This is a genomic window from Streptomyces sp. NPDC005752 (assembly GCF_040630715.1).
Lineage (GTDB): Bacteria > Actinomycetota > Actinomycetes > Streptomycetales > Streptomycetaceae > Streptomyces.
In genome coordinates this window covers 43,599-70,535 of the sequence record NZ_JBEXYB010000002.1, presented here as the reverse complement: position 1 = coordinate 70,535, position 26,937 = coordinate 43,599, and the positions used below count along the sequence as shown (strand labels likewise).

General features: G+C 71.8%; 20 protein-coding genes. 7 read left to right on the top strand and 13 right to left on the bottom strand.

Annotation, left to right across the window (positions count from 1 at the left end; genetic code table 11):
• The first annotated feature begins 159 nt into the window (after positions 1-159).
• The 3 genes from ABZ441_RS01975 (at position 160) to ABZ441_RS01965 (ending at position 4,110) form a co-directional block, all read left to right on the top strand.
• Positions 160-1,182 carry an endonuclease/exonuclease/phosphatase family protein gene (locus tag ABZ441_RS01975; protein WP_358966950.1) on the top strand — a complete coding sequence of 341 codons (1,023 nt, stop codon included), beginning with the start codon at positions 160-162 and terminating at the stop codon, positions 1,180-1,182.
• A gap of 339 nt (positions 1,183-1,521) precedes the next feature.
• Complete coding sequence (locus ABZ441_RS01970; protein ID WP_358966947.1) at positions 1,522-2,709, top strand: Cmx/CmrA family chloramphenicol efflux MFS transporter; 1,188 nt, start codon at positions 1,522-1,524, stop codon at positions 2,707-2,709.
• A 180-nt stretch (positions 2,710-2,889) separates the two neighbouring features.
• Entirely contained in the window at positions 2,890-4,110 is a 1,221-nt protein-coding gene (locus tag ABZ441_RS01965; RefSeq protein ID WP_358966944.1) for an MFS transporter, read from the top strand.
• Between the two features lie 127 nt (positions 4,111-4,237).
• Here the strand turns inward: ABZ441_RS01965 and ABZ441_RS01960 are convergent, their stop codons facing one another.
• From ABZ441_RS01960 to ABZ441_RS01930, 7 genes are all read right to left on the bottom strand, one after another.
• Entirely contained in the window at positions 4,238-5,314 is a 1,077-nt protein-coding gene (locus tag ABZ441_RS01960) for a CU044_5270 family protein (RefSeq protein WP_358966941.1), read from the bottom strand.
• Complete coding sequence (locus ABZ441_RS01955; RefSeq protein ID WP_358966938.1) at positions 5,311-5,979, bottom strand: RNA polymerase sigma factor; 669 nt, start codon at positions 5,977-5,979, stop codon at positions 5,311-5,313. The genes ABZ441_RS01960 and ABZ441_RS01955 overlap by 4 nt, the downstream gene beginning before the upstream one ends.
• Positions 5,980-6,128: 149 nt before the next feature.
• Positions 6,129-7,889, bottom strand: coding sequence for an NAD+ synthase (locus tag ABZ441_RS01950; RefSeq protein ID WP_358966935.1), 1,761 nt, complete (start codon positions 7,887-7,889; stop codon positions 6,129-6,131).
• Between the two features lie 92 nt (positions 7,890-7,981).
• A complete protein-coding gene (locus ABZ441_RS01945) occupies positions 7,982-9,568 on the bottom strand; it encodes a multicopper oxidase family protein (protein WP_358966932.1) in 1,587 nt (528 codons plus the stop codon).
• A 147-nt stretch (positions 9,569-9,715) separates the two neighbouring features.
• Positions 9,716-10,141 (bottom strand): CBS domain-containing protein, encoded by a 426-nt coding sequence (locus ABZ441_RS01940; RefSeq protein WP_358966929.1) that lies wholly within the window; start codon positions 10,139-10,141, stop codon positions 9,716-9,718.
• A 124-nt stretch (positions 10,142-10,265) separates the two neighbouring features.
• Positions 10,266-10,943 (bottom strand): DUF305 domain-containing protein, encoded by a 678-nt coding sequence (locus ABZ441_RS01935; RefSeq protein WP_358966926.1) that lies wholly within the window; start codon positions 10,941-10,943, stop codon positions 10,266-10,268.
• Positions 10,940-11,623 carry a DUF3105 domain-containing protein gene (locus ABZ441_RS01930; protein WP_358966924.1) on the bottom strand — a complete coding sequence of 228 codons (684 nt, stop codon included), beginning with the start codon at positions 11,621-11,623 and terminating at the stop codon, positions 10,940-10,942. The genes ABZ441_RS01935 and ABZ441_RS01930 overlap by 4 nt, the downstream gene beginning before the upstream one ends.
• A gap of 245 nt (positions 11,624-11,868) precedes the next feature.
• Between ABZ441_RS01930 and glnA the strand changes: the two genes are divergently transcribed.
• Positions 11,869-13,230: a type I glutamate--ammonia ligase gene (gene glnA / locus ABZ441_RS01925; protein ID WP_205019757.1), complete on the top strand. Its 1,362-nt coding sequence runs from the start codon at positions 11,869-11,871 to the stop codon at positions 13,228-13,230.
• A 131-nt stretch (positions 13,231-13,361) separates the two neighbouring features.
• Here glnA and ABZ441_RS01920 read toward each other — a convergent pair whose 3' ends face one another.
• From ABZ441_RS01920 to ABZ441_RS01905, 4 genes are all read right to left on the bottom strand, one after another.
• On the bottom strand, positions 13,362-17,825 hold the full coding sequence (locus ABZ441_RS01920; protein ID WP_358966921.1) for a hypothetical protein: 4,464 nt from the start codon (positions 17,823-17,825) through the stop codon (positions 13,362-13,364).
• Positions 17,826-17,832: 7 nt separating this feature from the next.
• Entirely contained in the window at positions 17,833-18,138 is a 306-nt protein-coding gene (locus ABZ441_RS01915; RefSeq protein WP_358966918.1) for a trypco2 family protein, read from the bottom strand.
• A 145-nt stretch (positions 18,139-18,283) separates the two neighbouring features.
• The gene (locus ABZ441_RS01910) at positions 18,284-19,534 is read right to left on the bottom strand and encodes an MFS transporter (protein ID WP_358966915.1); all 1,251 of its coding nucleotides are present in this window, start codon (positions 19,532-19,534) and stop codon (positions 18,284-18,286) included.
• A gap of 143 nt (positions 19,535-19,677) precedes the next feature.
• Positions 19,678-20,286, bottom strand: coding sequence for a CGNR zinc finger domain-containing protein (locus ABZ441_RS01905; RefSeq protein ID WP_358966912.1), 609 nt, complete (start codon positions 20,284-20,286; stop codon positions 19,678-19,680).
• A 98-nt stretch (positions 20,287-20,384) separates the two neighbouring features.
• Between ABZ441_RS01905 and ABZ441_RS01900 the strand changes: the two genes are divergently transcribed.
• Positions 20,385-21,122, top strand: coding sequence for a metallophosphoesterase (locus tag ABZ441_RS01900; protein ID WP_358967524.1), 738 nt, complete (start codon positions 20,385-20,387; stop codon positions 21,120-21,122).
• Positions 21,123-21,346: 224 nt separating this feature from the next.
• Positions 21,347-22,135 carry a putative protein N(5)-glutamine methyltransferase gene (locus ABZ441_RS01895; RefSeq protein ID WP_358966910.1) on the top strand — a complete coding sequence of 263 codons (789 nt, stop codon included), beginning with the start codon at positions 21,347-21,349 and terminating at the stop codon, positions 22,133-22,135.
• Between the two features lie 19 nt (positions 22,136-22,154).
• On the opposite strand, the gene ABZ441_RS01890 is transcribed toward ABZ441_RS01895, so the two are convergent.
• Positions 22,155-22,688 (bottom strand): pyridoxamine 5'-phosphate oxidase family protein, encoded by a 534-nt coding sequence (locus ABZ441_RS01890; RefSeq protein WP_358966907.1) that lies wholly within the window; start codon positions 22,686-22,688, stop codon positions 22,155-22,157.
• A gap of 146 nt (positions 22,689-22,834) precedes the next feature.
• Here ABZ441_RS01890 and ABZ441_RS01885 point away from each other — a divergent pair, with 146 nt between their 5' ends.
• Positions 22,835-25,831, top strand: coding sequence for a bifunctional [glutamine synthetase] adenylyltransferase/[glutamine synthetase]-adenylyl-L-tyrosine phosphorylase (locus ABZ441_RS01885; protein WP_358966904.1), 2,997 nt, complete (start codon positions 22,835-22,837; stop codon positions 25,829-25,831).
• A 25-nt stretch (positions 25,832-25,856) separates the two neighbouring features.
• Here ABZ441_RS01885 and ABZ441_RS01880 read toward each other — a convergent pair whose 3' ends face one another.
• A complete protein-coding gene (locus ABZ441_RS01880) occupies positions 25,857-26,864 on the bottom strand; it encodes a phosphatase PAP2 family protein (RefSeq protein ID WP_358966901.1) in 1,008 nt (335 codons plus the stop codon).
• Between the last annotated feature and the right edge of the window lie 73 nt (positions 26,865-26,937).

Genomic DNA, 26,937 nt, shown 5'->3' with positions numbered 1-26,937 from the left:
GTCACAGACCCGGAACTTCCCGCTGTGCCAGGAACCCGCCGTACCGCATCCGTCGTCCTGATGGCAGTACGGCCGTCGTCGACGGCGGGAACGGCGTCACCCATCGCCTAGGGTCAAGGGCGCGGTGATGTGTACGGCAAGGCAGTGAGGACGAGCGCGATGGTGCAGGCGTACAGGGCGGACACCGAGGACGCCGGCACGGGTCCGGGGACGGGATCCGGAATGCGGAACCTGTGGCACAGACTGGTCTGGGACCGGGGCATCTGGCGACGCGGCATCCTCCTGGCGCTCTGCTCGGTCCTCCTGACCGTCGTGCTGGTCCTCCACGCGGACATCCCGAACACGATCGGCAACCTGGGCAGCCTCATCGAGACCTTCCTGCCCTGGTTCGGTCTGCTCGTGCCGGTTCTGCTGGTTCTCGGCCTGGTCCGCCGGTCCGCGACGGCGCTGATCGCGCTCGTCCTGCCGGCCGCCGTCTGGCTCAACCTCTTCGGCGGTCTGCTGTTCGCCGACAAGTCGGGCACCGGCGGTGACCTCACGGTCGCCACGCACAACGTCAACGCGGGCAACCCCGACCCCGCGGGTACCGCCCAGCAGGTCGCCGGCTCCGGCGCGGACGTCGTCGCCCTGCAGGAACTGCCGAGCGGCAAGGTGGCGGCGTACGAGGAAGCGCTCGCCGACCGCTACCCGCACCACTCCGTCCAGGGCACCGTCGGTCTGTGGAGCAAGTACCCGGTGACGGACTCCAGCCCCGTCGACATCAAGCTGGGCTGGACCCGGGCGATGCGTGCCACGGTCACGACCCCCGAGGGCCCGGTCAAGGTGTACGTCGCCCACCTCCCCTCCGTACGGGTCAAGCTGCACGCGGGCTTCACCGCCAACCAGCGGGACGACAGCGCGGACGCCCTGGGCGAGGCGATCTCCGACGAACCGCTCGACCGGGTCGTTCTGCTCGGCGACCTGAACGGCACGATGAACGACCGCTCGCTGAACGCGGTCACCGCCCAGATGCGCTCCACCCAGGGCGCGGCGGGCGACGGATTCGGCTTCAGCTGGCCCGCCGCGTTCCCGATGGCGCGGATCGACCAGATCATGGTGCGGGGCGTCGAACCCCTCGCCTCCTGGACCCTCCCCGCCACGGACAGCGACCACCTCCCGATCGCGGCCCGTGTGGAGCTGTGAGCCCCGCGTCCCCGTGACAGGCGGTACGCTCGCCCCCATGTCCAGCCCCGAGTCCGACAGACTCAGGCCGCCGGTTCGCCGGTGGCCGGTCACCGACGCAGAGAGCCTCTGACCCCAGCGGTCACCGGGCTCTCCCCGCCGAGCCGTAGACCACCGCCGGATCTTCCGCGGCGGTGTGGGCCGACCCTCATGTCCGGGACGAACACCGGACGTTCCACCGCGTTGCCTTCCTCGCGTTCCAGAGCGTCCTCGCGTTCCAGAGCGTGACGACGGGCGCGGCCCGCATCCCCTGCACACCGCTCGTTCCTCCGACGGTTCCGTACAAGGGGTCCCCTTCTCATGCCATTCGCCGTGTACGTGCTCGGGCTCGCGGTCTTCGCCCAGGGCACATCGGAGTTCATGCTGTCCGGACTGCTCTCGGGCATCGCCGGTGACCTGCACGTCTCGCTGGGCGCCGCCGGCCTGCTGACCTCGGCCTTCGCGGTCGGGATGGTGGTCGGTGCGCCACTCACCGCTCTGGCCGGCCGCACCTGGCCCCGGCGCAGGGCGTTGCTCTTCTTCCTCGGCGTCTTCGTCGCCGTCCACGTAGTCGGCGCTCTGACCTCCAGTTACGCGGTGCTGCTCGCGACCCGGGTCGCGGGGGCGCTGGCCAACGCCGGTTTCTGGGCGGTGGCGCTGGTCACCGCGCTGGCCATGGTCGGCCCGCGGCAGCGGGCGCGGGCCACCGCCGTGGTCGTCGGCGGGGTCACCGTCGCGTGCGTGGTGGGCGTCCCGGCGGGGGCGGTGCTCGGCGAACTGTGGGGCTGGCGTTCGGCGTTCTGGGCCGTGGCGCTCGTCTCCCTGCCGGCCGCTGCCGCCTTGCTGGTGGCCGTGCCGGGCGGCAGGCCCGACGGTGCGCCGCAGGTGAGCGCCCGGAGTGAACTGCGCGTCCTGGCCCGGCCCCGGCTGCTGCTGACGCTGCTGGTCATGGCGCTCGTCCAGGCGGCGACCTTCTGTACGTTCTCCTATCTGGAACCGCTGGTCACCCGGGTCACCGGCTTCGGCGCCGGCTGGGTGCCCGTGGTGCTCGCGCTGTTCGGCGTCGGTTCGTTCGCGGGTGTCGCCCTGGCCGGGCGCCTGGCCGACACCCGCCCGTACGCGGTCATCGGGCTCGGCATGACCGCCCTGGCCCTCGGCTGGGCCGCGCTGGCCCTGACCGCCGCCCACCCCGCGGCGGCGCTCGCCCTGGTCCTGCTCCAGGGGGCACTCGCCTTCGGTACCGGAACGACGCTGATCACCAGGGTCTTCCACCTGGCCCCGGACGCCCCGACGATGGCGGGCTCCTTCGCGACCGCGGCCTTCAACGTGGGCGCCGCGGCCGGCCCCTGGCTGGGCGGCCTGGCCCTCGGCGCGGGCTTCGGCTTCCGTGCTCCGGTCTGGGTGAGCGCCCTGCTGATGTGTGCGGCCCTCGCGGCGGCGGGGGCGCTGTCGGCGTCCCCGGGCACGGTGCCGTCGGCGCCCTCCGGGGCAACCGCCCCCACCGAGTGACGCCCACATCACACCCCGACGCAACGGCATGTTCACGTCCGGGCATAAAACGTCTGAGAGACTTTGTTCCGACGGGATACATAACCCGTCCCGGCAACGAAGCCGACGCTCCCGCACACACACCGCCGCCACCCGGCCCACCACGGTCCCGGGCGGCCCCCTGTCCGAAAGGTTCTTTCCATGCCCCTGGCCCTGCTCGCCCTCGCTGTGAGCGCCTTCGGCATCGGCACCACCGAGTTCGTGATGATGGGCCTGCTGCCCAACGTCGCGGACGATCTGGGAACGTCCGTACCCACCGCCGGTTACCTCGTCTCGGCGTACGCGATCGGCGTCGTCCTCGGTGCCCCGCTGCTCACCGGCCTCGGCTCCAGGATTCCCCGCAAGCGGATGCTCCTGCTGCTGATGGCCGTGTTCACCGTCGGCAACCTCGCTTCCGCCTTCGCCCCCGATTTCGGCTGGCTGCTGGCCGGCCGGTTCCTGGCCGGGCTCCCGCACGGGGCCTTCTTCGGCGTCGGCGCGGTCGTCGCCGCCCGCCTCGTGCCGGACGGCCGTCAGGCACGCGCGGTCGCCACGATGTTCCTCGGCCTGACCGTGGCCAACATCGTCGGCGTACCGGCGGCCACCCTGCTGGGACAGCACCTCGGCTGGCGCGCCACGTTCATGGTGGTCGCCGTGATCGGGCTGGCCGCGATGGCCGCGCTCGCCCGTCTCGTCCCGCAGATCCCCGTCGAGGCGCACCAGAACGTACGCCGTGAACTGAGCGCGCTCGGCAACCGGCAGGTGCTGCTCGGCCTGCTCACCGCCGTCCTCGGCTTCGCGGGCGTCTTCGCCGTCTACTCCTACCTCTCGTCCATGACGACCGAGGCGATGGGCTTCGGCGAGTCCTCGGTGACGCTCGTCCTCGCGCTCTTCGGCATCGGGATGACCCTCGGTGCGCTGGCCGCGGGACCGCTGACCGACCGGGCGCTGCGTCCCACCCTCTACGGTTCGCTGGCGGCCCTGGCCGTCGTCCTCGTGGTCTTCCCCTTCACGGTCCACGTGCAGTGGGCCGCGCTGCTCATGGTCATGCTGCTCGGCGGCATCGGCTTCATGACGACCACACCGCTGCAGATGCTGGTGATGAACAAGGCCAAGGACGCCCCCACCCTGGCGTCCGCCTCCAACCACTCCGCCTTCAACCTCGCCAACGCGGGCGGGGCCTGGCTCGGCGGGGTCGCCATCGCGGCGGGCTGGGGCTGGACGTCCCCGGCCCTGGTCGGCGCGGTACTGGCCGTGGCCGGACTCGCCGTGGCGGTCACGGCGGGAGTGCTGGACCGGACTCCGGGCACCTCGCGTGTGGTGGCGTCCGGCGTCCGCGCCGAGGAGCGGGAGTACGCGGAGGCGCGGTCCTTTGACGCCTGAGCCGTCCCGCTCCCCGAGCCCGGATCGCGACGACGGGCCGGTGGCGGCGCGATGTGCGCCCACCGGCCCGGACTCGGCCGGGCGGCGGTCAACCGCGTGGCCACGGCCCGGCAGCATCCCGCCGGGGTCAGGTCGTCGTCGACGGCCTCTCGCGGAGTGCGTCGACCACCGCGCGCTCCAGGACCGCCGACACGCCGATCAGGGTGCCCTTCCTGCCCATGGACGTGTCCCTGATGAGGTAGCTCCGGTCGCCCAGGTACTCCAGGGTGGCCGAGTCGAAGATCCAGGCGGTGCGCCAACCGGCCCGCGTGTTGTCGCGGGCCACGCCGATCCCGTGCCGGCCGGCCGCGTCCACCGCGTCGGGGTCCACCGTCACGCCGGGGATCCTCGCCGCGGCCTTGTAGAGGGCGGCGGCTGTCCTCGGCGGCATCACCGTCTCCCGCAGCAGCTCGCCGATGGCGTCGAAGGCGTCCTGGGCCCGGTCCCGGTCCTCGGCCGGGGTGTCACGCGCGTCCTGGTCCCGGGTGATCTCGGTGGTGAGGCGCCGGAGCAGGACGTCGGGGTCGGTGGGCAGCGAGGCCAGCCAGGCGTAGGTCGGGCGGTTGAGGCCCGCCGGGTGGCCGACGGGGGTCTCGCCGTCCGGGACGCCGACGACGATCGGGATGTACGAACCGTCCTGGTGGATCAGGCCCTCGTCGATCACCGGTCCCGCCGTCTGCGTCATCCAGACCTCGCGTTCGCTGGGCTCGGTCAGCCTCACCGGGCCGCCGAATTCGCCCTCGTTCCCGGACTCCAGTGTCCTGACGTACACGAACTGGTCGCCGGTGACCGTCTGTTCGCCGCTCCTTCCCGCGGCCAGGGCGATCCGGTCGAGCAGCACCGCCGCGCCGCGCGGGGCCGTGGTCCGGGACTCCGCGCCCGAGACGGACGGTGTCGGAGCGCTGTCCTGGCCGGTCACGGTGAGCGTGGTCAGCAGCACTCCGCCCAGGGCCAGTCCGGCGACGGGCAGCAGGACGGCGGGGCGCAGGAGGCGGGGGCGGGGGCGTGCGGTGGCGCGTTCGTCGTCCTGGTCGATCAGACGCATCAGGGTGTCCTTGTGGTGGAGATGGCGGCCCGGGGGCAGGTCCCGTTCGGCCGGGGCCGGCAACAGCCGGGCCAGTTCCTCGCGTTCGGCCCGCTCGTGGCCGGCGGTGCGGTCGTTCATCGGGTTTCCTCCTGGATGGGCAGGGCCACGAACGCGGCCCTGCTCCCTACCTCTCCGCAGCCCCTGCGGGGTTCCCTCGCGGTGCGGACCCCTTCTCCGGGCGGCGCGTCCCGCGCGGGCCCGTCCGGCGTCCGGCCGAGTTCCTCGTCGGTGAGCCGGCGCAGCCGGTCACGGGCACGGGACAGCCGCGACCGCACCGTGCCCACGGGGATGCCCAGGGCCTCGGCGGCCTCGGCGTAGTCCAGTCCCGACCAGACGCAGAGCACCAGCACCTCGCGTTCCTGGCGGCGCAGCCTGGCCAGCGCCTGCCGGACCGCGGCGAGCCGCCGGGCGTCGTCCACGCGTCCGGCCGTGGCGTCCGCGATGTCCGCCACCGGTTCCGGGGCGGGGCGGCGGGCCAGGAAGGCCAGGCGCCGCCCCGTACCGCGGTTCGCGTTGCGCGCCCTGTTCGTGGCGATCCCGAACAGCCACGGCCGCAGCGAGTCGCCCTCCGGTTCGACGGTGCGACGGGTGCGCCAGGCGGCCAGGAAGGTCTCGGACATGACCTCCTCGGCCGTCGACCGGTCGCCCGTCAGCCGGTAGGCGTGGTTGTAGACCGCCCGCGCGTACTCCTCGTAGAGCTCGGCGAACGCCTCGCGGTCGCCCGCTCTGATCCGTGCACGCATCCGCTCCCGATCTCCCTGTTCGTTGCAGCTCACACCACCTACCGCTCCGGCCGGGCCGAGGGGTTCCGGTGACCTGCGCCACACAGCGGGACCGCACGCGACAGCGCCCGGGACGCCGAGGCGTCCCGGGCGCTGTCCCCTCCGCGTCCTCAGTCCCCGCTCGACTCCCGCCAGCGGTTCGTGATCGGCAGACGGCGGTCCTTGCCGAAGCCCTTGGGTGAGATCTTCGTGCCCGGCGGGTACTGCCGCCGCTTGTACTCCGCCGTGTCCACCATCCGCAGCGTCCTCGTCACCAGCGCGTCGTCGAACCCGGCCGCCACGATCGCGTCCCGGCCCTGGTCCCGGTCGACGTACAGCTCCAGGATGCGGTCCAGCACGTCGTAGTCCGGCAGCGAGTCCGTGTCCACCTGGTCCGGGCGCAGCTCGGCACTCGGCGGCTTGGTGATGGACGCCTCCGGGATGGGCGGGGTCTGCCCGCGCTCCTCCGCCGCGCGGTTACGCCACTTCGCGAGGCGGAAGACCGACGTCTTGTACACGTCCTTGATCGGCCCGTACGCCCCGACGGAGTCCCCGTACAGCGTGGAATAGCCCACCGCCAGCTCGGACTTGTTGCCCGGCGCGAGCACGATCTGGCCCTCCTGGTTGGAGACGGCCATCAGCGTCGTGCCGCGCAGCCGCGACTGGAGGTTCTCCTCCGCCAGCCCGGTGAGCCCCAGCGAGCCCATGTACGCGTCGAACATCGGCTCGATCGGTACGGTGCGGAAGTTCAGCCCCGTGCGCCGGGCGAGGTCCGCCGCGTCGTCCTTGGAGTGGTCCGAGGAGTACTTCGACGGCATCGAGATGCCGAACACGTGCTGAGCTCCCAGCGCGTCGCAGGCGATCGCCGCGACGAGCGCCGAGTCGATGCCGCCCGAGAGGCCGATCAGGACGCTGCTGAAACCGTTCTTCGCCACGTACGCGCGCAGACCCACGACCAGCGCCGAGTACAGCTCCTCGTCGTCGTCCAGCCGCTCGGCGTATCCGCCGGCCAGCTCGGGCTCGTAGGCCGGGAGCGGCTCCTCGCTCAGGACCACGTGGTCGATCCGCAGCCCGTCGTCGACGACCCCGGACGGTGCCTCGGCCGCGGCGGCAGGCAGGTCCAGGTCGAGGAGCACGGTGCCCTCGGTGAACTGGGGGGCGCGTGCGACGACGTCGCCGTCCCTGCCGACGACGATGGAGTCCCCGTCGAAGACCAGCTCGTCCTGACCGCCGATCATCGCCAGGTACGCCGTCGTGCAGCCGGCCTCCCGGGCCCGCCGGCGGACCAGCTCCAGCCGGGTGTCGTCCTTGTCGCGCTCGTACGGGGAGGCGTTGATCGACAGCAGCAGCCCGGCTCCGGCGGCGCGCGTGGCCGGGACGCGGCCCCCGTCCTGCCAGAGGTCCTCACAGATCGCGAGGGCCACATCGATGCCGTGCACCCGCACGACGGGCATCGAGTCGCCCGGCACGAAGTACCGGAACTCGTCGAAGACGCCGTAGTTGGGCAGGTGGTGCTTGGCGAAGTTCAGCGCGACCTGCCCGCGGTGCAGCACGGCAGCGGCGTTGCGCGGGGACCCTGCGGGCTGGCCGTAGCGTGCCGCGGCGTGCTCGGAGCGGTCGAGGTAGCCGACGACGACCGGCAGTTCCCCGTAGCCCTCGTCGGCGAGACGTGCGGCGAGCGCGCGCAGCGCCGTCCGCGAGGCCTCGACGAAGGACGACCGCAGGGCCAGGTCCTCGACGGGATATCCGGTCAGCGCCATCTCGGGGAACGCCACCAGGTGGGCGCCCTGCTCGGCGGCGTGCCGGGTCCAGTGGAGGATCGCCTCGGAGTTGCCGGCGAGGTCTCCGACGGTCGCGTCGATCTGATTGAGTGCGAGACGTAGTTGAGGCACGTGACCAGTGTAATCGTCTGACTGACGCTATGTCCTGGCGTATCCCCGGTCCGGAAGTCGCGGGCCGCGTCCGGACCGGGGTGCGCCGCAGGTCAGCGCAGGTAGCCGAGGACCGTCATCATCCCCGCTTCGGCGTGGTAGACGTTGTGGCAGTGCAGCATCCACAGCCCCGGATTGTCCGCGTCGAAGTCGACCGTCAGCGAGCGGCCCGGCAGGACGGCGGCCGTGTCCTTGCGCGCGCCGAGGGCCACCCCTTCACTTGCTCCGGCCAGTGCGAACGTATGGCCGTGCAGATGGATCGGATGCCACATGGAGGTGCGGTTGGTGAAGACCAGCCGCACGCGTTCCCCGGCCTTGACGGGGTGTCGCACCGCCGGGTCGTAGGGCTTGCCGTCGAAGGCCCAGTCGTACGCGTCCATGGAGCCCGTGAGCGTCATGCGCACGGTCCGGTCGGGCTCGCGCTCCGCCAGGGCCACCGATTCGTCCGGGGCCAGCCGGCCGGCCGTGACCAGTTCGCCGTCCAGCTCCGCCGGCCGCACCGTGGCGGGCGGAATCGTTCCCGGCCCCGTCCTCAGCACGGCCATCGCCGACGCCGCCTTGCCCTCGGCGAGCGCGGTCAGCGGGAACACCCCGTCCCCTGCGGTCACCAGCACGTCGTACCGCTCGCCCATGGCCAGCAGCAGGGTGTCGGTCCCGGTGTGCCGCACGGGGAAGCCGTCCGTGTGCGTGACCGTCATCCGGTGGCCCCCGAGCGCCAGCCGGAAGGCGGTGTCCCCGCCGGCGTTGATGACGCGCAGCCGGATGCGGTCGCCGGGGCTGGCCTCGAAGACCGAAGGGTCGTTCCCCCTGCGGCCGTTGACCAGGTAGTGCGGGTAGGAGACGTCGCCGGCGTGGCCGCCGAGCAGATCGCTGCTCGCGCCGACCAGGAGCCGCGAGGGCGCGTCGCCGTCGCCGGCGCGGCGGGCCGCCTTGTGGCCGGCCGCGTCGTGGCCGCTGCCCCGGCCTCCGGTGAGTTCGTCGAGTACGGCGTCGGGAGTGGAGCCCTCCACCCCGTCGAGCCAGTCGTCGAGGACGACGACCCACTCCTTGTCGTACGCGAGTGGCTCCATCGGGTCGTCGACGATCAGCGGGGCGTACAGCCCCCGGTCGAGCTGGACGCCCGAGTGCGGGTGGATCCAGTACGTACCGGGCCGGGTGACCGCGAACCGGTAGGTGAAGCCGGCGCCCGCCTCGACCGGCTGCTGCGTCAGCGCCGGCACCCCGTCCATGTCGTTGCGCAGGGAGAGGCCGTGCCAGTGCATCGTGGTGGCCTGCGGCAGATGGTTGGCCAAGGCCAGTTCCAGGGTGTCGCCCGCCGTGACCCGGATCGCCTCACCGGGCAGCCGGTCCCCGTACGTCCAGGTGGGGACGGTGAGGCCGTCGCCCAGTTCGCAGCGGGACGCGGTGGCGGTGAGTGCCACCTTCCGCACCGGGCCGGTGCCCCGACGGGCCTCGGCGTCCACTACCTCCGGCCCGCCGGGCGTGACGTACGGGTCGGCGGCGCGCCGCGCGGGGGAGGGGGCGGCGGTGGCCAGGGGAGGCGCGGCCGGGGTGGCGGAGGCCCGGGAGGTGAGGCCCACCGTTCCCGCCAGGGCGATTCCGGCGCCGAGCACGGCGCGACGCTTGGGCATTTCAGACATATTGCGTACCGTACTCCCGGCGGGTATAAGGCGCCGGCGTCGACACCCGGCAGCCCCGCGCCCCGCCCGCGCGTGAGGATCGCCGGCCGCCGGGCCGGGTGACGGAGCGGGAGGACGGGGTGGGTGTGTGCGGGCCCCGCGGGGGAGTCAGGCGCTGGAGTAGACCTTCTCCGCCCAGCCGGCCACCTGCTCGTCCGAGAGGTGGAGTGCCAGGTCGGCCTCGCTGATCATGCCGATCAGCTTCTTGTCCTCGATCACCGGAAGCCTGCGGATCCGATGGCTCTGCATCTCCTCCAGCACCGCGTCGACGTCGGCCGTCGACTCGATCCAGCGCGGAGTGCCGTCGCAGAGCTCGCCCGCCGTCATCCTCGACGGATCGTGCCCCGACGCCACGCACTTGATCACAATGTCCCGGTCGGTGACGATCCCGACCATCCTGTCCTGCTCGCCTTCGGCGGAGACGGGCAGCGCCCCCACCCCGTGGTCGCGCATCATCTGCGCCGCGCGGTCGAGCGTCTCGTGGGCGGGGATCCACTGGGCCCCGGTGTGCATGATGTCCCTGGCCGTGGTCATGGGTTGCCTCCTGCGTGCCGGTGGGCACTGCTGTGCGGCCCCGAGTCCCTTCCATCGTCGGGGGCCCACCCGGCGCACGCGAACGCTGTCACCCGTTCGGGCGTACGCCGGGCAGGGCCCACGCTCAGGAACGGGGCGTCGCCCCGCGCGCCGCGAGCATGTCGGCCATCAGGTCCAGCTCGGAACGCTGGGCGTCGGCCATGCCCTGGGCCAGACGCTTCTCCACGGGGACGGCGCACTGCTCGGCGCAGCCGCGGGCCATCGCGATCCCGCCTTCGTGGTGGTCGGTCATCAGCTGCAGGAAGAGGATCTCGGCATCCTTCCCCCGGACCTCACCGAGCTTCCTCAGCTCGGTCCTGGACGCCATGCCGGGCATGAGGACGCCGTCGTGGCTCATGCCCTCCGCGCCGTGCATGCCATGACCGCCGTGGCCGCCCCGCATCCAGGCCATCGGCCCCTGGCCCTCCGGCGCGGTCTTCGGCAGCTCCCACAGGTCCAGCCAGCCGAGCAGCATGCCCCGCTGGTTGGCCTGGGTGTTGGCGATGTCGTACGCGAGGCGCCGTACGTCCTCGTCCCGCGTCCCGTCGCGCACGATGAACGACATCTCCACGGCCTGCTGGTGGTGGACTGCCATGTCCCGCGCGAACCCCGCGTCCGCGGACTGCGCCGAGGGCGTACGGGGCCCGGACGCGGCGCCGTCGCCGCGCGCCGAGGTGACCGTCGCCGCACCGGCGAACAGCAGGGCGAGGGCCACGGCCGAGCCCGCCGCCCACCGCGTACGCCGGGTCCGGGGCGGGGTCACCCGTCGATCCCGCCGGTACAGGGCGCGCCCGGTTCGGGCGTCTGCGCCCCCTGGACGTACCTGGCGAAGAACCGGGCCACCCGCGGGTCGTCCGCACCGTCCACGGTGACCTGCTTCCCCCACGCGCTGAGCATGATCGCCCCGGACTGGCCCTCGTAGGGGGACATCAGCGAGTAGGGGGTGCTCCTCACCCGCGACGCGAGTCCGGCGACATCGTCCGGGGAAGCCTTCCCGCTGTGTGTCACCCAGACCGCGCCGTGCTCCAGGGCGTGCACGGCGTTGACGTCCGGGACGGCCTTTTCGTATACGAGGCCGTCGCAGTTCAGCCAGGCCGGATTGTGGTTCCCGCCGACGGGCGGCTTCATGGGGTACTTCACGTCGGTCGTGACGTGGTGGCGGGTCAGCGTCGTCGTGTCCCACGTCCTCTCGTCCGCGATCGGCTCCGCGGCGAGCTTCTTCCGCTCCCGCTCGGTCGTCCCGGTCGACTTGTCGTCCTGGGCCCGGCTCTCCCCGCCGTTCTCCCTCGCCTCGGACTTCTCCAGGAGCGTGTACGAGCCGGAACCCAGCAGCCCGGCGACCACCACGGCACTCAGAGCTATGCCGACGACCCGGTTGCGGCCGTCGTGCGCACGAGCGGTGTCGTGCGTCTGCTCCATACGGGTGTCGCGGTCGAAGCTCATGACGTCGGGTCCTTCTGCCAGGGAGTCGGTAGGGACGGGGCGGGACAGGGGGAACACGGTGGTGGAGGGCACCTGCGGACCGGCTGCGGCCCTTGCACACCATGGGCGCCGATCGTAGTGGGTGGCCGCGTGCTCTCTCTCACACCGTGTGCGTAATCTGGGTGAAATCCCGGGTCGTGATACTGAGGTGTCTCCCCTACCCCGGGCGGTGGTGCACGGACCGTCTGAACTGCAAGGATGTGGCTATGGACAAGCAGCAGGAATTCGTCCTCAGGACGCTTGAGGAGCGCGACATCCGCTTCGTACGGCTGTGGTTCACCGATGTTCTCGGTTACCTCAAGTCCGTCGCCGTGGCCCCGGCCGAGCTCGAGCAGGCCTTCGACGAGGGCATCGGCTTCGACGGCTCCGCGATCGAGGGCTTCGCCCGCGTATACGAATCGGACATGATCGCGAAGCCGGACCCCGGCACGTTCCAGATCCTTCCGTGGCGCGCGGAGGCCCCCGGGACGGCGCGGATGTTCTGCGACATCCTGATGCCGGACGGCTCGCCCTCCTTCGCCGACCCGCGCTTCGTCCTCAAGCGCATCCTCGCGAAGACCTCCGACCTGGGGTTCACCTTCTACACCCACCCGGAGATCGAGTTCTTCCTGCTGAAGAACAAGCCGGTCGACGGCAGCCGCCCCACCCCGGCCGACAGTTCCGGCTACTTCGACCACACCCCGCAGAACGTCGGCATGGACTTCCGCCGCCAGGCGATCACCATGCTCGAATCGATGGGAATCTCGGTCGAGTTCAGCCACCACGAGGGCGCCCCCGGCCAGCAGGAGATCGACCTGCGGTACGCCGACGCGCTCTCCACCGCCGACAACATCATGACCTTCCGCCTGGTCATGAAGCAGGTCGCGCTGGAGCAGGGTGTGCAGGCCACCTTCATGCCGAAGCCGTTCTCGGAGTACCCGGGCTCCGGGATGCACACCCACCTCTCGCTCTTCGAGGGCGACCGCAACGCCTTCTACGAGTCGGGCGCCGAGTACCAGCTGTCCAAGGTCGGCCGGTCCTTCATCGCGGGCCTGCTCACGCACGCCGCGGAGATCTCCGCCGTCACGAACCAGTGGGTCAACTCCTACAAGCGCATCTGGGGCGGCTCCAGCCGCTCCGCCGGCGCCGGCGGCGAGGCCCCCTCGTACATCTGCTGGGGTCACAACAACCGCTCCGCGCTGATCCGGGTCCCGATGTACAAGCCCGGCAAGACCGGCTCGGCCCGCGTCGAGGTCCGCTCGATCGACTCCGGCGCCAACCCCTACCTGACGTACGCGGTGCTGCTCGCAGCCGGCCTCAAGGGCATCGAGGAGGGCTACGAGCTCCCGGCCGGTGCCGACGACGACGTCTGGGCCCTCTCCGACTCGGAACGCCGCGCGATGGGCATCGAGCCGCTGCCGCAGAACCTGGGCGAGGCGATCGCGCTGATGGAGAAGAGCGAACTGGTCGCCGAGACACTGGGCGAGCACGTCTTCGACTTCTTCCTGCGCAACAAGAAGCAGGAGTGGGAGGAGTACCGCAGCGAGGTCTCGGCCTTCGAGCTGAAGCACCTGCTGCCGGTGCTGTAGGCGCAGGCCGGCGCCGTTGAGGTGCTTGAACGTGGCTTCGGGCCGACGGGGTGATCCCGTCGGCCCGAAGGCGTGTCGGCCGGGCCGTCTGTGGGGCGTTGTCCGGGCCCCGAGCCGCTGCGCCGACCGCCCTATCGTGTCGCGGCCGACGAAGCAGCCCGTTGGGCTTCTTCCGGTGTGAGGTCGCTGCGGGAGAGCAGAGGCGCCAGCACCACATGAGAGTTGCGGGCTGTGACGTGACGTCCCAGCCAGGTCAGCGCCGAGGAGACGACCTGCCGTACCTCATCCGGTCGAAGGCCCTTACGAAGAAGCAGAGGTGCGAGAACGAAGCGGGCCTCGGCGGTGGTGGCGTGTTGTCCGAGCCAGGTCAGCGCCGAGGAGACCGTCTGCCGTGCCTCGTCCGGGCCGAGGTCGCGGCGTGAGAGCAGCCGGTCGAGGACGAAGCGGGCCTCAGCGCTCGCGGCGTGGCGCCCCAGCCATTGCAGCCCCAGGGAAACAACCTGTCGTACCTCCTCCGGAGTGAGGTCACGGCGGGAGAGGAGCGGTCCGAGGACGAAGCCGACCCTGGCGGCGGGCGCGTGCTGTCCGAGCCACATCAGTGCCGCGGGGACCGCCTGCCGTGCCTCGTCCGGGCTGAGGTCGCGGCGGGAGAGCAGCCGGTCCAGGACGAATCCGGCTTCAGCGATGACGGTGTGCTGCCGCAGCCAGGTCAGTGCCGAGGAGGTTGCCTGCAGTGCCTCGTCCGGGCTGAGGTCGCGGCGGGTGAGCAACGAGCGCAGGACGAAGCGGGCCTCAGCGCTCGCGACGTGGAGTTCCAGCCACTGCAGCCCTGGAAGAACCACCTGCCGTACGTCGTCCGGGCCGAGGTCGCGGCGGGTGAGCAGCCGGTCCAGGACGAATCCGGCCTCGGCGGCGACGGTGTGCTGCGGCAGCCAGGTCAGTGCCGAGGAGACCGCCTGCCGTGCTTCGTCGGGGCTGAGGTCGCGGCGGGAGAGCAACGCGCGCAGGACGAATCCGGCCTCGGCGGCGACGGTGTGCTGCCCGAGCCAGGTCAGTGCCGAGGAGACCGCCTGCCGTGCTTCGTCGGGCCTGAGGTCGTGGCGGGAGAGCAGTGAGCGCAGGACGAAGTCGGCGTCGGCGGCGACGGTGTGCTGCCGCAGCCAGGTCAGTGCCGAGGAGGCTGCCGGCCGTACGTCGTCGGGGCTGAGGTCGCGGCGGGTGAGCAGCCGGTCCAGGACGAATCCGGCGTCGGCGGCGACGGTGTGCTGCCCGAGCCAGGTCAGTGCCGAGGAGACCGCCTGCCGTGCTTCGTCGGGGCTGAGGTCGCGGCGGGTGAGCAGTGGTGCGAGGACGAATCCGGTCTCTGCGGTGGTGGCGTGCTGCGGCAGCCAGGTCAGTGCCGAGGAGACCGCCTGCCGTACGTCGTCGGGGCCGAGGTCGCGGCGGGAGAGTAGCCGGTCCAGGACGAATCCGGCCTCAGCCGCGGTGGCGTGCTGCGGCAGCCAGGTCAGTGCCGAGGAGACCGCCTGCCGTGCTTCGTCGGGGCTGAGGTCGCGGCGGGAGAGCAGTGAGCGCAGGACGAAGTCGGCGTCGTCGCTCGCGGCGTGCTCTCCCAGCCAGGTCAGCGCGGAAGAAGCCACCTGCCGCACCTCGTCCGGCCGGAGGCCGCTGTAGACAAGGAGCGGTGCGAGGACGAATCCGGCCTCGGCGGCGTCGGTGTGCTGTCCGAGCCAGGTCAGTGCCGAGGAGGCCGCCCGCCGCATCTCGTCGCCGAGGTCGCGGCGGGAGAGCAGTGAGCGCAGGACGAAGTCGGCGTCGGCGGCATCGGTGTGCTGTCCGAGCCAGGTCAGTGCCGAGGAGACCGCCAGCCGTGCCTCGGCCGGGCTGAGGTCACCACGGGAGAGCATCGAGCGGAGGACGAAGCTGGCGTCGTAGCTCGCGGCGTGCTCTCCCAGCCAGGTCAGGGCCGAGGAGGTCGCCTGCCGCACCTCAGTCGGCCGGAGGCCGTCATGGGACAGCAGGCGGTGCAGCATGAAGCGAGCCTCAGCACGCGCCGCGTGCTGCCCGAGCCAGGTCAGTGCCGAGGAGACCGTCTGCCGCGTCTCGGCCGGGCTGAGGTCACCACGGGAGAGCAAGGAGCGCAAGGCGAAGTCGGCCTCGTCGCTCGCGGCGTGCTGGCCCAGCCAGGTGAGCCTGAAGGAGACGGCCTGCCGTACCTCATCCGGTTTGAGATCACCACGGGAAAGCAGGGAGCGCAGGACGAAGTCGGCGTGGGCGACGGTGACGTGACGCTCCAGCCAGCGAAGGGTGCTGTGCACGGTCTGCTCCAGAGCGCCTGGCGGCAGGTCCGTCCGGTAGAGCAGGGAACTGAGAACGTAACTGGCGTCCCCTCTCCGCATGTGGGTCCCGAGCCAGTCGAGAGCTGCCGGTACGAGGAGCAGGGCCCCGTCGGCGGGCAGGTAGCGCAGGCCGCGGTAGAGGAGGTGGCGGGCGTTGGCGCCGGCGCCGAACTCCGTGAGCCACGGACTGACGATCCGCTCCCAGCACTGGACGGCGGCGGCGTACCAGGGCGGCCCGGAGCAGACCGCGCCGAGGGCGAAACTGCCCATGTCGGCGTCCTGACGCATGACGCGGCCGATGGGCGCCGCGTTGTCCGTGAACCACTCGTCGAACACGGGGGCCACCGGATCCGCGCGGTCGGCGAGCGAGAGGTCGTTGACGAGACGGCCGATGTTGACGGCGTAACGGCCGATGGTGCGCGGGCTGGTGAGACAGCCGGCCAGCAGGGCCCGGGTGCGGGTCCTGTCCGGGGCACCGCTGCGCTCGGGCAGGACGACGGTCTCGATGAGTTGGTCGGCCACCACATCGTGAGCGACCGACAGTACGTCGTTCTCCGGTTCCAGCCAGCCGAGAGAGATGAGCGTCGCGACGATGTCCTCGGCGTCCGGCACCTCATCGGACGCCTGAGCGAGAGCGGCGTGTGCGGCCGACGTCACCTGGGCGCGTGACTGCGGGCAGGCGGCCGCGGCGGCGGCGGCAGCCACCAGGCTGTACGAGGCGTGAACGGGCGTGAAGGTGTCCCTGCGGCCGGGAACCGTCAGACCGTCCTCGTTGAGCCGCCGCTCCAGCCATCCGGGTAGTTCCCCACCGGACCGGAGTCCGGCTGTGAGGGGCAAGGAAAGTCCGGCTTCCACCCGACGCTCGATCTCGCGCGCTACAAGCAGAGCGACGATGGGCCGGTTGCCGCAGATCGCCATCATGCGGTCCTCGCCGAGATCGTGGAACGCCCTGGGCGCCAGCCTGGTCAGCGCATTGCCGATGACCTGCCGCTGGAAGTCGTCGTCCTGCCGCAACTCCACCTCGTCGAACAGCTCGTGCAGCAGCGACCGGTCCGCCTTCTGCAGCCACCCGGGACGCACCGAGGCGAGCAGAGCCATCGGAATGCGCTTGCGGTGGGCGGCGGGGATGAGGCGGTGACGCAGCGCCGGAAGATCGAGCTGTGCCTCGTTGAGGTAGTCGATCACCACGAGCACGGGGCTGGGATCCGCGAGCACCTGCTCGGCAACCTGGTCGTTGAGCGCCAGATTCTCGCCGGGCAGGACGTGAAGCACCCGCCAGCCCGCCTGCAACGCCCACCGCCCCACCTCCAAGCCGGTGCGTGTCTTGCCGGTGCCCGCCGCACCCACCAGCAGGACACCCCGGTCGGAGGAAGTGACCAGGGTCTTGAACAGGTTCTGCGGGTCGGCGTCGTGCTTGCTGCCGGGTGAGACGAACGGCAGATGTTCGGGCGTCAGGTTCTTCTTGAAGTCCCCGAACCCCTCGATGAGTTCCTGTTGCGGGACCACCGACGGAAGCTTCCCGCTCCGGTCGCTACCGGGGAGGTCGACGGCCATCGTCTCCGGCCGGATGCCGTCGAGTGCGAGACAGTTCCTGAACTCCGGGTCCTCCAGTGCGGCGGTGACCGGCTCGGCCTCGGCACTGCCGGTGCCTGCTGCGGGCAGCCGCTGTGACTGCACTCCGACCAGCAGCGCGCCGTCCTGGGTGAAGAGTGCCGTACCGGAGATCCCCTGCCAGGGATCCTGCCCGTCAGGGCCCCTGACGTCGGGCGGTGCCGTGGTGAAACTCAGGTCCAGGTACCCGGACTTCATGTTGGAGCCCAGTTGCACGAAGCCGCTGACCAGCCTGCTGTCCCGTCGGCGGAGCCCTCGTAAGAGGTCCGTCCTGGCCCGCTGCGCGTACGCCGGGAAACCGATGCCGGTGAACGGCACGCTGCCCGTGCCGTCCGGCAGGCGGCCCAGCCCGACCGGTGGTACGACCGCCGGGTTCCCGTCGGTGGCCGCGCCGGTCCCCGCGGGTGCGTTCAGCCGCAGCAGCGCGAGATCCCGCCCGGTGGCCCGCCACACCGGTGAGGCGGGGTGCTCGGCGTCGTTGCCGCCGAGCAGGACGGTGCAGGAGGGGGTTCCTCCCCGGGGCCCGAGAAGATGGCCCACGGTGAGAATCAGGGTGGAGCTGATCCGGTAGCCGGATCCGTATTCCGTGCGGTCTCCGTGCCGGACGACCACCTCGGCTACGCGCGCCTTGTCGAACGACTTCATCGGGCGGTCAGCCCGCGGACAGCAGATCCGAGACGTCGTCACCGGTCAGCACGGGATCGCCTTCGCCTGTTTCGGCGTCCAGACTGAGCTTGACCGTGTGCGTCTGCGCCGATTTCGCGCTGCCGCCACCGCCCAGCGAGACCACCCAGAAGCGCACCCCCGCCTTGGCTTCCGCCGACTTCTCCACCGCGACCTGGAGCTCCAGGTCGATGGAGTTGATACGGAACCGCACATCCTTGCCGTCGGCGTCGAGCCGGGCCCGGCTAATCTCGGAACGCAACGACGCGAGCAGCTCGGCCAGTTCAATGTTCATACGGTCCCCCCGACGAAGGAGCAGAGCTCGACGAGCACTCCTGTGTACGACGTATGGCCAGAAGTGTGACAGACGGTGCGACGTCGCACACTCAAATGCACGCAGTGCACGTTCGTCCCGTCCAGATCGCCGGCCCGAAGCCCTGTCAGTCGCGCCGCGCTGTCTGCGAGCCGTCCAGCGCCGGATCGGAGGCGGGTACCTGCGCGGTGTGCGCCTCCGGCCGCTTGGCGCGCGTGCCGATGGCCGGGGCGAGGAAGACCGCCACCGCGACGAACGCCAGGACGACGATCATGGCGGAGCGCAGCCCGTAGTGGTCGCCGAGGAAGCCGAGCCCGGGCGGTCCCACGAGGAAGGCGATGTAGCCGATCATCGCCACCAGGCTGACGCGAGCGGCCGGGTCGGGGCCCGAGTCGCCGGCCGCCGACAGCGCGACCGGGAAGCCGAGCGAGGCCCCCAGCCCCCAGAACAGCACTGCGGCGCCCGCGAGTACGGGGGAGTCGGCGAAGATGACGAGCGTGAGCCCGAGGGCCGCGGACAGGGCGCTGGCCCGGACCACGGGGGCGCGGCCGAAGCGGTCGATGAAGAAGCCGCCGCCGAAGCGCCCTAGCGTCATGGCGGCGGCGAAGCCCGCGTATACGGCCGATCCCAGGGCGGGGTCCACGCCGTGGCCGTCGACCATGAGCAGCGGCAGCCAGTCGTTGGCCGCGCCCTCCGCCAGCGCCATGGCGAGGATGATCCCGCCGATCAGCAGCAGCCGCCCGTCCTTCCACACCGCGGCCCGGGCCGGTGCCGTGCCGTCGTCGGCGGACCGTGGTCCCCTGGTCCTGCCGACAGAGGCGGGGATGGAGCGGAAGGCGTACAGGAACATTCCCGCCGCGATGAAGGCCACGGCGCCCAGATGCCACTGCACCGGGAACTCGACGGCGGTGCACAGGATGCCGACGACGGCGCCGACGACCGTGCCGAGGCTGAAGAAGCCGTGCAGGGTGGGCAGCACCGTCCGGCCGGTGATCCGCTCGACCTCGGCGCCGTCGATGTTGACCGCGACCTCTCCGCCCCCCATGCCGGCGCCGAAGAGGAACAGCCCTGCTGTGACGGCGGGGGTGGAGGAGAGCATGGCCCCGCTTCCGATGACCGCCATGCTGATGATGATCAGCACCGTGCCCACGCCCATGACCGGCCTGGTGCCGAACCGTGCCACCAGGGCCCCTGAGCTGAGGATGCCCAGCATGGAGCCGACGGACAGACCGAACAGGACGAGGCCCATCTGGGCTGTGGAAGCGCCCAGTTGATCCCTGATGTCAGGCGTGCGGGTCACCCAGGAGGAGATCGACAAGCCGGGCATGAGGAAGAAGAGGAAGAGCGCGGTTCGGCGGCGGCGGGTGGCCAGGTCCATCAGGCACGACTTTCACGAGAACACGGCGGGGCGGACGGCACCCCGGGGCTGATATGTACGAACGTACACTCCTGGGTGGGGGAGTGGAAGTGGCCCACGGGGGCGGTGATCGGGAGTGACGCACCCGCGCGATTGACGCGGCATCAGGGCGCGGCCGGTGCCCCGTCCTGTGCCCGGTGGTGGCGTTCGTAGTGGCGCGCCGCCCGGGCGCGGTTGCCGCAGGAGGGCTTGCACCACTCCTGGCGGCCGTGGGCCTTGACGAAGTAGCGGACGCAGCGAGGGGCCGTACAGGCCCGCAAGCGCTCGCGCTGGGGGCCGCCGAGGAACTCGACGGCGGCCCGCGCGAGGGCGGCGAGGAGCACGGCGTGCGGGTCGTCCCGCGTGGCGGACAGGCGCACCGCCGGGGAGCCGTCGTGCGGCCAGTCCAGCTGTGGGGTGACAGGGACCAGCGCGGCGGCCGCGTTCAGGTGGGCGGCCGCACTGTCGGTGGGCATCAGCCGGTGGGCGTCCGGAGGGCTGGGGCGTGTGGGGCTGACCGCGCGGGCGAACAGCGCGCGCACCGCGCGCCGTACTTCGACGACGCGGAGCCTGAGCCTCTCGTCCACGGCCGCGAGGTCGTGCCCGCCGAGCAGGGCCCGCTGCCGGTGGATCCAGTCCTTCAGGCCCTGGACGGTGGCCAGTTCGTCCGCCACGCCGCCTTCGCCGTCGTGGCGGATCGTGCTCGCCAGCTCCAGTGCCGCCCACCGCTCCATGAGGTTCCGCTCCCGTCCGTACCGGTTGATTGCCCGGTACGCACAGCCTAGGGTCTCTAATGGATAACTGGAAAAAACCATTAGGGGGAGACGTGGCCGTGCTGCTCGCGCAGATCAGTGACCTGCACCTGGACGGCAGCCGGAGGGCGACCCGTCGCGCCGTACGCGTCATGGACCACCTGCGGGCCCTGCCCCGCCCCGTCGACGCCCTGCTGGTCACCGGCGACATCGCGGACCACGGCACGGAGGCGGAGTACGAGGAGGCCGCGCGGATCCTGGCCGCGCCCTTCCCGGTCCTCCCGTGCCCCGGGAACCACGACGTCCGCCCCGCGTACCGGAAGGCACTGCTGGGTGAGGCCCCCGACACCGGACCCGTCAACCGCGTGCACCGCATCGCGGGGGTCGCGATCCTCATGTGTGACTCCACGGTCCCGGGACGCGACGAAGGACGCCTCGACGAGCGGACCCTCGCCTGGATCGACTCGACTCTCAGCGAACTGCCGCAAGAGACCCTGGCCCTGATCGCCTTTCACCAGCCGCCCGTCGAGCTCCACCACCCGCTGCCCGACTCCGACATGCTCGAACGCCCCGGTGACCTGGCCGCCCTGCTCGACGCGCATCCGCGGGTCGCCGCCGTCCTCACGGGGCACGCCCACACCGCGGCGGCCTCCACCTTCGCGGGGCGCCCCCTGATTGTGGGACCCGCCGTCACCTGGACGCTGCGGATGCCGTGGGAGGGCGACGACGCCGCCGACCGCGATCAGCCTCCGGGCCTCGCCTTCCACGTCCTGGACGACGACGGCCGGCTGACCACCCACTACCGCGTCGTGATCTGAGCCGGTCGTCACCCGGCTTCCGCGCGCCCCGGCCGGAAGGCGCGGGACGCCGGTCCGTCCGGCGCCGGTCGGGTAGTGTGGCCGCTCCCGAGACCGGGACCGACCAAGGAGGTGAGACCCATTACCGCTTCAGCAGGCTGGGCGCTCACTCCCCGCCGTCGTACGGCCGACCGGGCCTGAGCGATCGCGGAGCGCCCATCGGTCATCCCGAAAGGCTCCGCACCATGCAGGAATTCCCTCCGCCGCTCACCTTCTCCGCGCTCGTCACCGTGCTCCGTTCCGCCGGCTGCGTCTTCGCCGAGGACGAGGCGGAACTCCTCCTCTCCACGGCGGCCGACCCCGCCTCACTCGCCTCCCTGCTGGAACGCCGCGTATCCGGCCTGCCGCTCGAACACGTACTCGGCTGGGCCGAGTTCTGCGGGCTGCGGATCGCCGTGGACCCCGGGGTGTTCGTGCCCCGACGGCGTACGGAGTTCCTCGTCCGGCAGGCCGTGGCGCTCGCACCGGGCCGGGCGGTCGTCGTCGACCTCTGCTGCGGTACCGGCGCCCTCGGCAGGGCACTCGCCTCGTCGCTGCGTGAGGTCGAACTGCACGCCGCCGACGTGGAACCCGCCGCCGTGCGCTGCGCCCGGCGCAACGTGGGTGCACTGGGGACGGTCTACGAGGGCGACCTCTTCGAGCCCCTGCCCCGCTCGCTGCGCGGACGGGTCGACGTCCTGCTGGCCAACGTGCCGTACGTACCCACCGACGACGTCGAACTGCTGCCCGCCGAGGCGCGCGTCCACGAGCCGCGCGTCGCGCTCGACGGGGGCGGCGACGGGCTCGACGTGATGAGGCGCGTCGTCGCGGAGGCCACCGACTGGCTCGCCCCGGGCGGCAGTCTGCTGGTCGAGACGAGCGAACGGCAGGCGGAACGCGCCCGGGAGACGGTGGGGAGCGCGGGACTGGCCGCGCGCGTCGTCGTCTCCGAGGAGCTGTACGCCACCGTCGTCGTCGGGACGCGTCCCCGGTAGCCGGGGGCCGGGGCGCGGTTCAGGCGAAGCGCCAGCGCGTCTGGCCGTACGGGTCGCCCTTGGCGAAGCCGAAGGCCGTGCGGGGGCTCACCGCGTAGACCTCCGCACGGCCGCCCGCGCCGTTGGAGAACATCTGGTCGGTGACACCGAAGTGCCACTCGGCGCCGTACTTCGCCTCCCAGGCCTCGGCCAGCGCGATCAGCCGCTGTTCGTCCGTCACCCGGGAGGCCCGGCCCTCGACCACCACGTCGAAGCCCTCGCGCAGCGTGTTGGCGCCCGTGGTCAGGACGACCTCCGGGTTGGCTGCCAGATTGCGCGCCTTGCGTTCCGAGGGGCCCGTGCAGAAGTGGAGCGCGCCGTTTGACCAGAGGCCGATCAGCGGGGTGACGTGCGGTCGGCCGTCGGGGCGGACGGTGGACAGCCAGTACAGTTCGGCGTCCTGCAGCAGCGAGACCGCCTCCGTCCACGGATGGGCGGTGGCGTCCTCGCCGCTGTAGTGCGGGTCGAGCACGGTCTCAGGGGCGGTGGTGTGCTTGTCCGGTGTGACTGACATGCGGGCCTCCCGTAGCGGTACAGCGGCGTGTGCGGCCTTCTCCCGATCGTCCACGTGATGTGAAGACTGCGCCCCCGCTCCGGATTCATCGGTGCGGGGCTAGGCTCGAAGGGCGGATATGTGAGGTCGGCTGGCAGGAGACACGGATGACGACGGTGCCGGGACGCAGGAGCAGTACGTTCACCCGACTGCTGCGGCACGGTTTCACCGATCCGTCCGCTGCCGAGAGGCTGCTGGATCTGCCCGAGCTCTCCTCCGTGCGGGCGGACCCCGTCCTCTTCGACGCCCTCGGGGCGACCGCCGACCCCGACCTGGCCCTGCACAGCCTCGTACGGCTCGTCGAGGCGGAGGAGGCCGAGGAGCGGCAGATCCTGCTGGACACCCTCGTCACCGCCAAGCCGCTGCGGGACCGGCTCCTCGGGGCCCTCGGCGCTTCCGAGGCGCTCGGGGACCATCTGGCCCGGCATCCGCGTGACTGGCAGGTGCTGGTCACGTACGAGGCCACCGACCTGCACCCCGGGGTTCCCGAGTTCGAGCTCATGCTCATGGACGCCGTGGACCCGGACGCGCTGCGCGTCGCCTACCGCAGGTCACTGCTGTCGATCGCGGCCCGTGACGTGTGCGGGACGACGGATGTCGCCCAGGTGGCCGCCGAGCTGGCCGACCTCGCGACGGCCACCCTGCGTGCCGCGCTCGCCATCGCGCGCGCCGCCGAGCCCTCGGACGCCGCCCAGTGCCGCCTCGCCGTCATCGCGATGGGCAAATGCGGCGGACACGAGCTGAACTACGTGTCCGACGTCGACGTGATCTTCGTGGGCGAGCCCGTCGACGGTGCGGAGGAGAACGGCGCGATGCAGGCCGCCACCCGGCTCGCCGCCCACATGATGCGGATCTGCTCCGACACCACCGTCGAAGGCACCATCTGGCCCGTCGACGCCAACCTGCGCCCCGAGGGCCGCAACGGACCACTGGTGCGGACCCTGTCCTCGCACCTCGCCTACTACCAGCGCTGGGCCAAGACCTGGGAGTTCCAGGCGCTGCTCAAGGCCCGCCCGGTCGCCGGTGACCCCGCGCTCGGAGCGGAGTACACCGAGGCCGTGTCGCCGCTGGTGTGGCAGGCCGCCGACCGGGAGAACTTCGTCGGCGACGTACAGAAGATGCGCCGCCGCGTCGTCGACAACATCCCCGTCGACCGCGTCGACCGCGAACTCAAACTCGGCCCCGGCGGGCTCAGGGACGTCGAATTCGCCGTTCAGCTGCTCCAGCTCGTCCACGGCCGCAGCGACAGCACCCTGCACTCCGGCTCCACGCTGGAGGCCCTGAAGGCCCTCGCCGACGGCGGATACGTCGGGAGGGCGGACGCCGCGCAGCTGGACGAGGCATACCGCTTCCTGCGCGCCATGGAGCACCGCATCCAGCTCTACCGGCTGCGCCGCACCCATCTGGTCCCCGACGACGAGGCCGACCTGCGCAGGCTCGGACGCTCCCTCGGACTGCGTACCGACCCCGTCGCCGACCTCAACAGGGCGTGGCGGCGGCACGCCTCCGTCGTGCGGCGGCTGCACGAGAAGCTCTTCTACCGGCCGCTCCTGGACGCCGTCGCCCAGCTCGCGCCCGGCGAGAGCAGGCTCAGCGCCAAGGCCGCCGTCGTCCGGCTGGAGGCCCTCGGCTACGCCGACCCCACGGCCGCGCTCCGTCATCTGGAGGCCCTGTCGTCGGGCGTCTCCCGCAAGGCGGCCATCCAGCGCACGCTGCTGCCGGTGCTGCTCGGCTGGTTCGCGGACTCCGCCGACCCGGACGCGGGCCTCCTCGGCTTCCGCCAGGTGTCCGACGCCCTGGGCAAGACCCCGTGGTACCTGCGGCTCCTGCGCGACGAGGGTGCCGCGGCAGAGAACCTCGCCCGGGTCCTGTCCGCCGGCCGACTCGCCCCCGACCTGCTGATGCGCGCCCCGGAGGCCGTCGCCATCCTCGGCGCCCCGGAAGGGCTGAAGCCGCGCAGCCGGGAACACCTCGAGCAGGAGGTCCTGGCCGCGGTGGGCCGTGCGCCGGGAGCCGAAGCGGCCGTCGCCGTGGCACGCGGGGTGCGGCGGCGGGAGCTGTTCCGTACGACGGCGGCCGACCTCATCAGCTCGTACGGCACCGAGGACCACCCTGCGGCGACGGACCCGGGGGCGCTCGCCGACCGTGTCGGCTCCGCGGTCACCGACCTGAACGCGGCCACGCTCTCCGGGGCCCTGCGCGCCGCCGTGCGCGAGCGCTGGGGCGACACCCTGCCGACCCGGTTCGCCGTCATCGGCATGGGCCGCTTCGGCGGGCACGAGCTGGGCTACGGATCGGACGCGGACGTCCTGTTCGTCCACCAGCCCCGGGAAGGGGTCAGCGACGAGGAGGCGGCCCGGGCCGCCAACACCGTCGTCACGGAGATGCGCAGGCTGCTGGAGCTGCCGACGGCCGACCCGCCACTCCTCATCGACGCCGACCTGCGGCCGGAGGGCAGGACCGGACCCCTCGCGCGCACCCTGAAGTCGTACGAGGTCTACTACCGGCGCTGGTCGCTGGTGTGGGAGAGCCAGGCACTCCTGCGCGCCGAGCCCATGGCGGGCGACCCGGAGGTGGGCCGCGCCTTCGTCGAGCTCGTCGACCCGCTGCGCTACCCGGTGGAAGGGCTGGGCGACGACGCGGTCCGCGAGATCCGCCGGCTCAAGGCGCGGATGGAGTCCGAACGCATGCCGCGCGGCGCCGACCCCACGCTCCACACCAAGCTGGGGCGCGGCGGACTGAGCGACGTCGAGTGGACGGTCCAGCTGATGCAGATGCAGCACGGCTGGGCCGAGCCGGGGCTGCGCACCACCCGTACACGGCAGGCACTGGCGGCGGCGTGCGCCGCGGACCTGATCCCCGCGGAGGAGGCCCAGACGCTGGACGAGGCGTGGGTGCTGGCCTCGCGGGTGCGCAACGCCGTGATGCTGGTGCGGGGACGGCCGGGCGACACGTTCCCCTCGAACCCGCGAGAGCTGGCGGCGGTGGGGCGCTACCTGGGCTACGAGCCGGGGCACGTCGGGGACATGCTGGAGGACTACCGGAGGATCACCCGGCGGGCCCGGGCGGTGGTGGAGGAGCGGTTCTACGGCGCCGCGGGGTGAGACCGCACGGGGTGCTCCGGCGGAATCACCGGCCCGGTGGGCTCGGTTCCCGGACGTCCGGTACGACCGCCACGGCGGCCACCCCGGGCTGTGCCCCCGGCTCCGGCTTCGGTGCCGGCGGACGCCGCAGGCGCAGGCGCAGGATGCGCGGGCGGCCCGTGCCGGGATGCTGCACCCGCTTCGCCAGGCGGTGCGGCAGCGCTCCGTACCAGGCGTAGGAGACCGACACCCCGAAGGCGAGGCAGGCCATCCCGCCCACCGCGTCCAGCCAGAAGTGGTTCGCCGTCGCCACGATCACGACGAGGGTCGCCACCGGGTACAGCGCGCCGAGGATCCGGGCCCAGGGGGCGGAGGCCAGGGCGCAGATGGTCAGACCGCACCACAGGGACCAGCCGATGTGCATGGACGGCATCGCCGCGTACTGGTTCGACATGTGCTTGAAGTTGCCCGAGGCCATCGAGCCCCATGTCTGGTGCAGCAACACCGTGTCGACGAAGCCGCCGCCGTTCATGAGCCGGGGCGGTGCCAGCGGGAAGACGTAATAACCGAGCAGGGCCACCGCCGTGGTGGCGAAGAGGGCCAGACGGGCGGCCGCGTAGCGGCCCGGATGACGGCGGAACAGCCAGATCAGCACGCCGATGGTCACGACGAAGTGCAGTGTCGCGTAGTAGTAGTTCATCGCCACGATCAGCCATGTAACCGAATTGACGGCCTGGTTGACCGCCTCCTCGAAGGCGAGACCCATGGTGTGCTCCAGGGACCAGATCCAGTCGGCGTTGCTCAGGGCCGCGGCCTTCTGCTCGGGAACGGCGTTGCGCACCAGCGAGTAGAGCCAGTAACTGACCGCGATCAGCAGGATCTCGAACCACAGGCGGGGCCGGCGCGGTGCGCGCAGGGAGCGGATCGAAAGGCGGGTGCGCATGCGCGGCAGGACGCGGGCCCTCGTGGAGCCCGACACCGTCGTCCCGTCCGTGACGGGTGACGGGGTGGCCGCCGTGCGGTCTTCCTGCGTTGTCACGTGCGATTCACCCATAGGCGCAGAGTCTGCCAGATACGCCCCCCTCTGCCCGATGATCCTACGGTCGGGGCGCGGTCGCACATCCAGT

Excerpts from the sequence above, each read along its gene's own strand:
- ABZ441_RS01975 (WP_358966950.1), top strand. The coding sequence starts at position 160 with ATGGTGCAGGCGTACAGGGCGGACACCGAGGACGCCGGCACGGGTCCG.
- ABZ441_RS01970 (WP_358966947.1), top strand. The coding sequence starts at position 1,522 with ATGCCATTCGCCGTGTACGTGCTCGGGCTCGCGGTCTTCGCCCAGGGC.
- ABZ441_RS01965 (WP_358966944.1), top strand. The coding sequence starts at position 2,890 with ATGCCCCTGGCCCTGCTCGCCCTCGCTGTGAGCGCCTTCGGCATCGGC.
- ABZ441_RS01960 (WP_358966941.1), bottom strand. The coding sequence starts at position 5,314 with ATGAACGACCGCACCGCCGGCCACGAGCGGGCCGAACGCGAGGAACTG.
- ABZ441_RS01955 (WP_358966938.1), bottom strand. The coding sequence starts at position 5,979 with ATGCGTGCACGGATCAGAGCGGGCGACCGCGAGGCGTTCGCCGAGCTC.
- ABZ441_RS01945 (WP_358966932.1), bottom strand. The coding sequence starts at position 9,568 with ATGTCTGAAATGCCCAAGCGTCGCGCCGTGCTCGGCGCCGGAATCGCC.
- ABZ441_RS01940 (WP_358966929.1), bottom strand. The coding sequence starts at position 10,141 with ATGACCACGGCCAGGGACATCATGCACACCGGGGCCCAGTGGATCCCC.
- ABZ441_RS01930 (WP_358966924.1), bottom strand. The coding sequence starts at position 11,623 with ATGAGCTTCGACCGCGACACCCGTATGGAGCAGACGCACGACACCGCT.
- glnA (WP_205019757.1), top strand. The coding sequence starts at position 11,869 with ATGGACAAGCAGCAGGAATTCGTCCTCAGGACGCTTGAGGAGCGCGAC.
- ABZ441_RS01920 (WP_358966921.1), bottom strand. The coding sequence starts at position 17,825 with ATGAAGTCGTTCGACAAGGCGCGCGTAGCCGAGGTGGTCGTCCGGCAC.
- ABZ441_RS01915 (WP_358966918.1), bottom strand. The coding sequence starts at position 18,138 with ATGAACATTGAACTGGCCGAGCTGCTCGCGTCGTTGCGTTCCGAGATT.
- ABZ441_RS01910 (WP_358966915.1), bottom strand. The coding sequence starts at position 19,534 with ATGGACCTGGCCACCCGCCGCCGCCGAACCGCGCTCTTCCTCTTCTTC.
- ABZ441_RS01905 (WP_358966912.1), bottom strand. The coding sequence starts at position 20,286 with ATGGAGCGGTGGGCGGCACTGGAGCTGGCGAGCACGATCCGCCACGAC.
- ABZ441_RS01895 (WP_358966910.1), top strand. The coding sequence starts at position 21,347 with ATGCAGGAATTCCCTCCGCCGCTCACCTTCTCCGCGCTCGTCACCGTG.
- ABZ441_RS01890 (WP_358966907.1), bottom strand. The coding sequence starts at position 22,688 with ATGTCAGTCACACCGGACAAGCACACCACCGCCCCTGAGACCGTGCTC.
- ABZ441_RS01885 (WP_358966904.1), top strand. The coding sequence starts at position 22,835 with ATGACGACGGTGCCGGGACGCAGGAGCAGTACGTTCACCCGACTGCTG.
- ABZ441_RS01880 (WP_358966901.1), bottom strand. The coding sequence starts at position 26,864 with ATGGGTGAATCGCACGTGACAACGCAGGAAGACCGCACGGCGGCCACC.